Genomic DNA, 6181 nt, shown 5'->3' with positions numbered 1-6181 from the left:
CGCACCATCGACCAGCGGGCGGCGTCGTGCTCCGGCCCAAGGAAGCGCTCCTTGGCGCCCTCGGCGAACCAGGCGTCGGCGCCCTCCTTCTCGAAGGCGTCGCGGATCCGCGCGTTGACCGCCTCGTCCTTCAGGACCTCGCCGTCCTCGTCGACGAAGACGCAGATCGGCACGCCCCATGCGCGCTGGCGCGACAGGACCCAGTCCGGCCGGTCGGCGATCATGCCGCGCAGGCGGTTCTGTCCGCTGGCGGGCACGAAACGCGTGTCGTCGATGGCGCTGAGGGCTCGTCCGCGCAGCGTGTCGCCGCCCGACGGCTTGGCCTCGTCGAGCCCATAGCCGGCGAGGTCCTTGTCCATGTGGACGAACCATTGCGGCGTGTTGCGGAAGATCACCGGCTTCTTCGAGCGCCAGGAATGCGGATAGGAATGCTTGAGGCGTCCGCGCGCGAGCAGCCGCCCCGCCGCGACCAGCGCGTCGATCACCCGCTTGTTCGCATCGCCCTTCTTGCCCTTGTCGTCGATGACGCGGCCGGCACCGCCCTCGGCATCCGGCCCGAAGCCCGGCGCGTCCTTGGTGTAGAAGCCGTCGTCGTCCACCGGGAAGGGGATCGACGCGTCGATGCCGCGCGCCTCGATCTCGCGGCGTGCCGAGGTCCAGGCCTCGAAGTCCTCGCGGCCGTGGCTCGGCGCCGTGTGCACGAAGCCCGTGCCGGCGTCGTCGGTCACATGGTCGCCGGCCAGAAGCGGCACGGCGAACCCGTAGCCGCCGCCAAGACCCTTCAGCGGATGGTCGCACAGGAGGGCGGCGAGGTCGGCAGCCGACACGTCGCGCAGACGCCGGACGCCGCCGTCCGGCAGCCGGGCCTTGGCGAAGACGTCGGCGGCCAGCGCGTCGGCCAGCACGAGACGCTCGCCGTGCGCGGCCCAGCGCGGGTTGTCCGCATCGTCCGGCGCGGTGACCTCGTAGAGGCCGTAGGCGATGCGGGGCGAATAGGCGATGGCGCGGTTGCCGGGGATGGTCCAGGGGGTCGTCGTCCAGATCACGACGCTCGCGCCGTCGAGCGGGCCGACATCCGGCGAGCCCGCCTTCGGGAAGCTCGACACGCCGCCGTTGAAGGCCGGCGTGAAGCCGTTCGAGGCGGGGCGGACGGCGAACTTCACCCAGATCGTGTCGGACTCGTAGTCCTGGTACTCGACCTCGGCCTCGGCGAGCGCGGTCTTCTCGACCACCGACCACATCACCGGCTTCGAGCCGCGGTAGAGCTGGCCAGACATGGCGAACTTCAGGAGTTCGCCGGCGATCACCGCCTCGGCTCCGTAGTTCATGGTGAGGTAGGGGTTCCTGAAGTCGCCCTCGACGCCAAGGCGGCGGAACTCGTCCGATTGCACGCCGACCCAGTGCTCGGCATAGGCGCGGCACTCGCGGCGGAAGGCGATCATGGCGGACGAGTCGGTCAGGTCCGGCTTCTGCCGTCCCTTGGCGCGATAGTTCTCCTCCTCGATCTTCCATTCGATCGGCAGGCCGTGGCAGTCCCAGCCGGGCACGTAGTTGGCATCAAAGCCCCGCATCTGGAACGAGCGGGTGATGACGTCCTTCAGCACCTTGTTCAGCGCGTGGCCGATGTGGAGATGGCCGTTGGCGTAGGGCGGGCCGTCGTGAAGGACGTATTTCGGACGCCCGGCGGCCTCGGCGCGCAGCGTGCCGTAGAGGTCCATCTCGTCCCACTTGGCGATCCACTGCGGCTCGGCCTGGGGCAGGCCCGCCCGCATCGGAAACTCGGTCTCCGGCAGGAACAGGGTCTTGGAATAGTCGGTCTCGGGACGATCGGTCATGGCGGCAAAACTCGTTCAGGTCTGCGTCGCGGCTGCGGGCAAGGAAAGCCGCATGGCTTCGGGCGGCGACGCATCGGGGCATAGGAGGGGGCATGGAAGGCCCGGAAGGCTTGGGGTTCCGGGCGCGGCACGTCGTCCCGGCTCCGGCGGCACCTGTCAGCGCCGGCGCGGAACCGGGCGGCTAATTCGCGATCCGGCGGGCGCGAGGGCGCCGGGCGGCAGGGCGGCCGTTCTGTCCATCGCCGCTTCCTATCAAAGGGAGCGGCCCGGTTCCAAGGACTTTTCTCGGGTCAGAAGGCGAGCGCCGCATCCAGCGGCGACAGGGGGCGGGCGCCGGCGAGAAGCGCGCGCGCTTCCGCGGCATCGATGTCCATGCGCGCGATCAGCGCCTCGGCCGAATCGAAGCGCTCCTCGCCGCGGATGAAACCGAACAGCGAGACCGAAACCGCCTCGCCGTAGAGATCGCCGGAAAAGTCGAACAGGAAGGTCTCGAACAGCGCCGCGCCGTTGTCGAAGGTCGGGCGGCGTCCGTAGCTCGCCACCCCGTCGTGGAGCGAGCCGTCGGCCCGGCGCAGGCGCACGGCGTAGATCCCGTGGGCGAGCAGTCCGTCGTCGGGCAGCACCATGTTGGCGGTGGGATAGCCGAGCGTGCGCCCGAGCTTCGCCCCGTGGCTGATCGTTCCGTTGATCGTCCAGCGATAGCCGAGGAGCCCCGCGGCCGCCGCGACGTCGCCGTTCATCAGGTCTTCGCGGATACGGGTCGAGGAGACCGTGTTGGCGCCCTCGTCGACGAAGGGGGCGATCGAGGTGACGCCGATACCGAACTCGGCCCCGCGCGCGCGCAGGAAATCGAGGTCGCCCTGCCGGCGCGCGCCGAAGCGGAAATCGTAGCCGACGACGACGTGGCGCGCGCCGAGGTCGCGGTGCAGCGTCTCGGCGACGAAGGCTTCGGCGGGATGAGCGGCGTACTCGAGATCGAAGGGCTGCTCGACCACAGCGTCCACGCCGAGGAGGCCGAAGAGCCGGGCTTTCAGGGGCGCGGGGGTCAGGCGCTGCACCGGATGCTGCGGCCGGAACACGGTGCGCGGATGCGGCTCGAAGGTGAGGGCGAGGCGCGGCGCGCCGGTCTCGGCGGCGAGCGCCGTGAGCGTCTCGACCACCGCCTGGTGGCCGCGATGGACGCCGTCGAAATTGCCGATCGCGACGACCCCGCCGCGGAACTCGCACGGCAGCGCCGCCGCCCCCGGAATGCGCTGGGCCGGCCCCGTCATCGGAGCGCGGGCATCACGAAGCGGGCATGGACGCCCCGCGTCAGAAGCTCGGCCGACAGGAGAACGGGATCGCCGATCACCTCGGCCAGCTCGTCGCGGTGGATGCCGTGCGAGATGAACAGGCAGTCGGCGCCGTGGTTCACCGCGCCGAGGACATCGGTCATCAGCCCGTCGCCGATGCACAGGACACGGGCCCGCTCCCCCACCACCCGCCGGGCGACCGCGTAGATCGGGGCGTGCGGCTTGCCGGCGAGGTGTACCGTGCCGCCGAGCGAGGCGTAGACCGCGGCGATCGCGCCGGCGCAGGGGATCAGGTGGTCGCCGATATGGACCACGAGATCCGGGTTGGCGCAGATCATCGGCAGGCCGCGGGCGGCGCAGCGCTCCAGGAGCGGCCGGTACGTCTCGGGGTCGTCGGTGCGGTCGTCGAAGAGGCCAGTGCAGACGATCGCCTCGGCGCCCGTCTCGTCTTCCAGCTGCAGGCCGAGCCCGTCGAAGATGTCGAGGTCGCGCTCCGGCCCGATATGAAGAACGCGGCGCGAGCCCGCCTCGATCAGCGCCCGCGTCGCGTCGCCGGAGGTGACGATCGCGTCGAAGCTGTCGCGCGTGACCCCGAGCGCGGCGATCTGGCGCTCGACCCCGTCTGCCAGGCGCGGCGAGTTGGTGAGAAGCACGACCATCTTTCCGGCGCGGCGCGCGGCGGCCAGTGCCGAGACCGCGGCCGCATGGCTCGCCACCCCGTCGTGGACCACGCCCCAGACGTCGCAAAACAGGGCGTCGTAGCCCGCCAGCACCTCATCGAGGCTTTCGATCGCGCGCATCGCGCCCTCGGTCATCGGGTGGCTCCGGCTCGTGTCCATCAGGAGCCCCGCGATATCGGAGCGCGGGGGGCGGGGTCAAGCAAGCGGCCGGCCGTTGCGACCTTGCGCCAAGCTGGCGGCACCCTTGACATTGACGGGGCCGATCTCCTATCTCCCCGCTCGTTAGCACTCACCCAAGTCGAGTGCCAGAGATCGGAACGGGTGCGCTCCGGCGGCCCGTTTCTTGTATCAAGCCTTTTGAGAAGGTTCGACTGAGATGGCCAATGTGAACTTCCGCCCCCTGCATGACCGCGTCGTCGTGCGGCGCGTCGAGTCCGAGTCGAAGACCGCCGGCGGGATCATCATTCCGGACACCGCCAAGGAGAAGCCGCAGGAAGGCGAGATCGTGGCGGTCGGCGCCGGCGCGCGCGACGAGACCGGCAAGGTCAACCCGCTCGAGGTCAAGGCCGGCGACCGCATCCTGTTCGGCAAGTGGTCGGGCACCGAGATCAAGCTCGGCGGCGAGGACCTCCTGATCATGAAGGAATCCGACATCCTCGGGATCGTCGGCTGACCTCTTCGCCCCAACACATCCTTTCCCTTGAAACGGCGCGAGGCTTCATGAGCCGCGCCGAGGAGACAAGACCATGGCAGCCAAGGACGTAAAGTTCGGTCGTGATGCCCGCGAGCGCATGCTGCGCGGCGTCGACATTCTCGCCGATGCGGTGAAGGTCACGCTCGGCCCCAAGGGCCGCAACGTCGTGATCGACAAGTCGTTCGGCGCCCCGCGGATCACCAAGGACGGCGTGTCCGTCGCCAAGGAGATCGAGCTGGAGGACAAGTTCGAGAACATGGGCGCCCAGATGGTGCGCGAAGTGGCCTCGAAGACCAACGACAAGGCCGGCGACGGCACCACCACCGCGACCGTTCTCGCCCAGGCGATCGTCCGCGAGGGCGCCAAGGCCGTGGCCGCCGGCATGAACCCGATGGACGTCAAGCGCGGCATCGACCAGGCCGTCGCCAAGGTCGTCGAGACGCTGGTCTCCTCGGCCCGCAAGATCGAGACCTCCGACGAGGTCGCCCAAGTCGGCACCATCTCCGCCAACGGCGAGAAGGAAATCGGCCAGATGATCGCCTCGGCGATGCAAAAGGTCGGCAACGAGGGCGTCATCACCGTCGAGGAAGCCAAGACCGCCGAGACCGAGCTCGAGGTCGTCGAGGGCATGCAGTTCGACCGCGGCTACCTGTCGCCGTACTTCGTGACCAACGCCGAGAAGATGGTGGCCGACCTCGAGGACGCCTACATCCTCCTGCACGAGAAGAAGCTCTCCAACCTCCAGGCGATGCTCCCGGTCCTCGAGGCCGTCGTGCAGTCGTCGCGCCCGCTCGTCATCATCGCCGAGGACGTCGAGGGCGAGGCGCTCGCCACGCTCGTCGTCAACAAGCTGCGTGGCGGCCTGAAGATCGCCGCCGTCAAGGCGCCGGGCTTCGGCGATCGCCGCAAGGCGATGCTCGAGGACATCGCGATCCTCACCGGTGGTCAGGTCATCTCCGAGGACCTCGGCATCAAGCTCGAGAACGTCACGCTCGACATGCTCGGCCGCGCCAAGAAGGTCTCCATCACCAAGGAGAACACCACGATCGTCGACGGCAACGGTGAAGCCGACGGCATCAAGGCCCGCGTCTCGCAGATCAAGCAGCAGATCGAGGAGACCACCTCGGACTACGACCGCGAGAAGCTCCAGGAGCGCCTGGCCAAGCTCGCGGGCGGCGTCGCGGTGATCCGCGTCGGCGGCTCGACCGAGGTCGAGGTCAAGGAGAAGAAGGACCGCGTCGACGACGCGCTCAACGCGACCCGCGCGGCCGTGGAAGAGGGCATCGTCCCGGGCGGCGGCGTGGCGCTCCTGCGCGCTTCGAACGCCGTGGACCTCAAGGGCGAGAACGCCGACCAGGACGCCGGCATCGCCATCGTCCGCAAGGCACTCCAGGCCCCGATCCGTCAGATCGTCCAGAACGCCGGTGGCGAGGGCTCGATCGTGGTCGGCAAGATCCTCGACAACTCGTCGCTGACCTACGGCTACAACGCCCAGACCAGCGAGTACGGCGACATGATCCAGGCCGGCATCGTCGACCCGGTCAAGGTCGTGCGCTCGGCGCTGCAGGACGCGGCCTCGGTCGCGGGTCTCCTCGTCACCACCGAAGCCATGATCTCCGAGGCCCCCAAGAAGGACTCGGGCGCCGGCGGCATGCCGGGCGGCATGGGCGGCGGCATGGG

General features: G+C 69.4%; 5 protein-coding genes. 2 read left to right on the top strand and 3 right to left on the bottom strand.

Translation table 11 applies throughout. From position 1 onward, the window contains the following. The 3 genes from QZ753_RS05065 to QZ753_RS05055 form a co-directional block, all read right to left on the bottom strand. Positions 1 to 1835 (bottom strand): isoleucine--tRNA ligase (locus QZ753_RS05065; RefSeq protein ID WP_294641599.1); only part of this gene is annotated, 1835 nt, incomplete at its 3' end. 290 nt (positions 1836 to 2125) lie between these two features. Then, positions 2126 to 3106: a bifunctional riboflavin kinase/FAD synthetase gene (locus QZ753_RS05060; RefSeq protein ID WP_294641598.1), complete on the bottom strand. Its 981-nt coding sequence runs from the start codon at positions 3104 to 3106 to the stop codon at positions 2126 to 2128. Next, positions 3103 to 3942: a TIGR01459 family HAD-type hydrolase gene (locus tag QZ753_RS05055; RefSeq protein WP_294641597.1), complete on the bottom strand. Its 840-nt coding sequence runs from the start codon at positions 3940 to 3942 to the stop codon at positions 3103 to 3105. The genes QZ753_RS05060 and QZ753_RS05055 overlap by 4 nt, the downstream gene beginning before the upstream one ends. Positions 3943 to 4183: 241 nt before the next feature. Between QZ753_RS05055 and groES the strand changes: the two genes are divergently transcribed. Next, positions 4184 to 4480: a co-chaperone GroES gene (gene groES / locus QZ753_RS05050; RefSeq protein ID WP_019996686.1), complete on the top strand. Its 297-nt coding sequence runs from the start codon at positions 4184 to 4186 to the stop codon at positions 4478 to 4480. A gap of 73 nt (positions 4481 to 4553) precedes the next feature. Next, positions 4554 to 6181 (top strand): chaperonin GroEL (groL, locus tag QZ753_RS05045; RefSeq protein WP_294641596.1); only part of this gene is annotated, 1628 nt, incomplete at its 3' end.

The sequence above is a fragment of the uncultured Aureimonas sp. genome (assembly GCF_913775355.1).
GTDB lineage: Bacteria > Pseudomonadota > Alphaproteobacteria > Rhizobiales > Rhizobiaceae > Aureimonas.
This window is presented reverse-complemented; position numbering and strand designations above follow the sequence as displayed.

Bases quoted from the DNA above. Each gene is read 5' to 3' on its own strand.
- QZ753_RS05060 (WP_294641598.1), bottom strand. From the start codon at position 3,106: ATGACGGGGCCGGCCCAGCGCATTCCGGGGGCGGCGGCGCTGCCGTGC.
- QZ753_RS05055 (WP_294641597.1), bottom strand. From the start codon at position 3,942: ATGACCGAGGGCGCGATGCGCGCGATCGAAAGCCTCGATGAGGTGCTG.
- groES (WP_019996686.1), top strand. From the start codon at position 4,184: ATGGCCAATGTGAACTTCCGCCCCCTGCATGACCGCGTCGTCGTGCGG.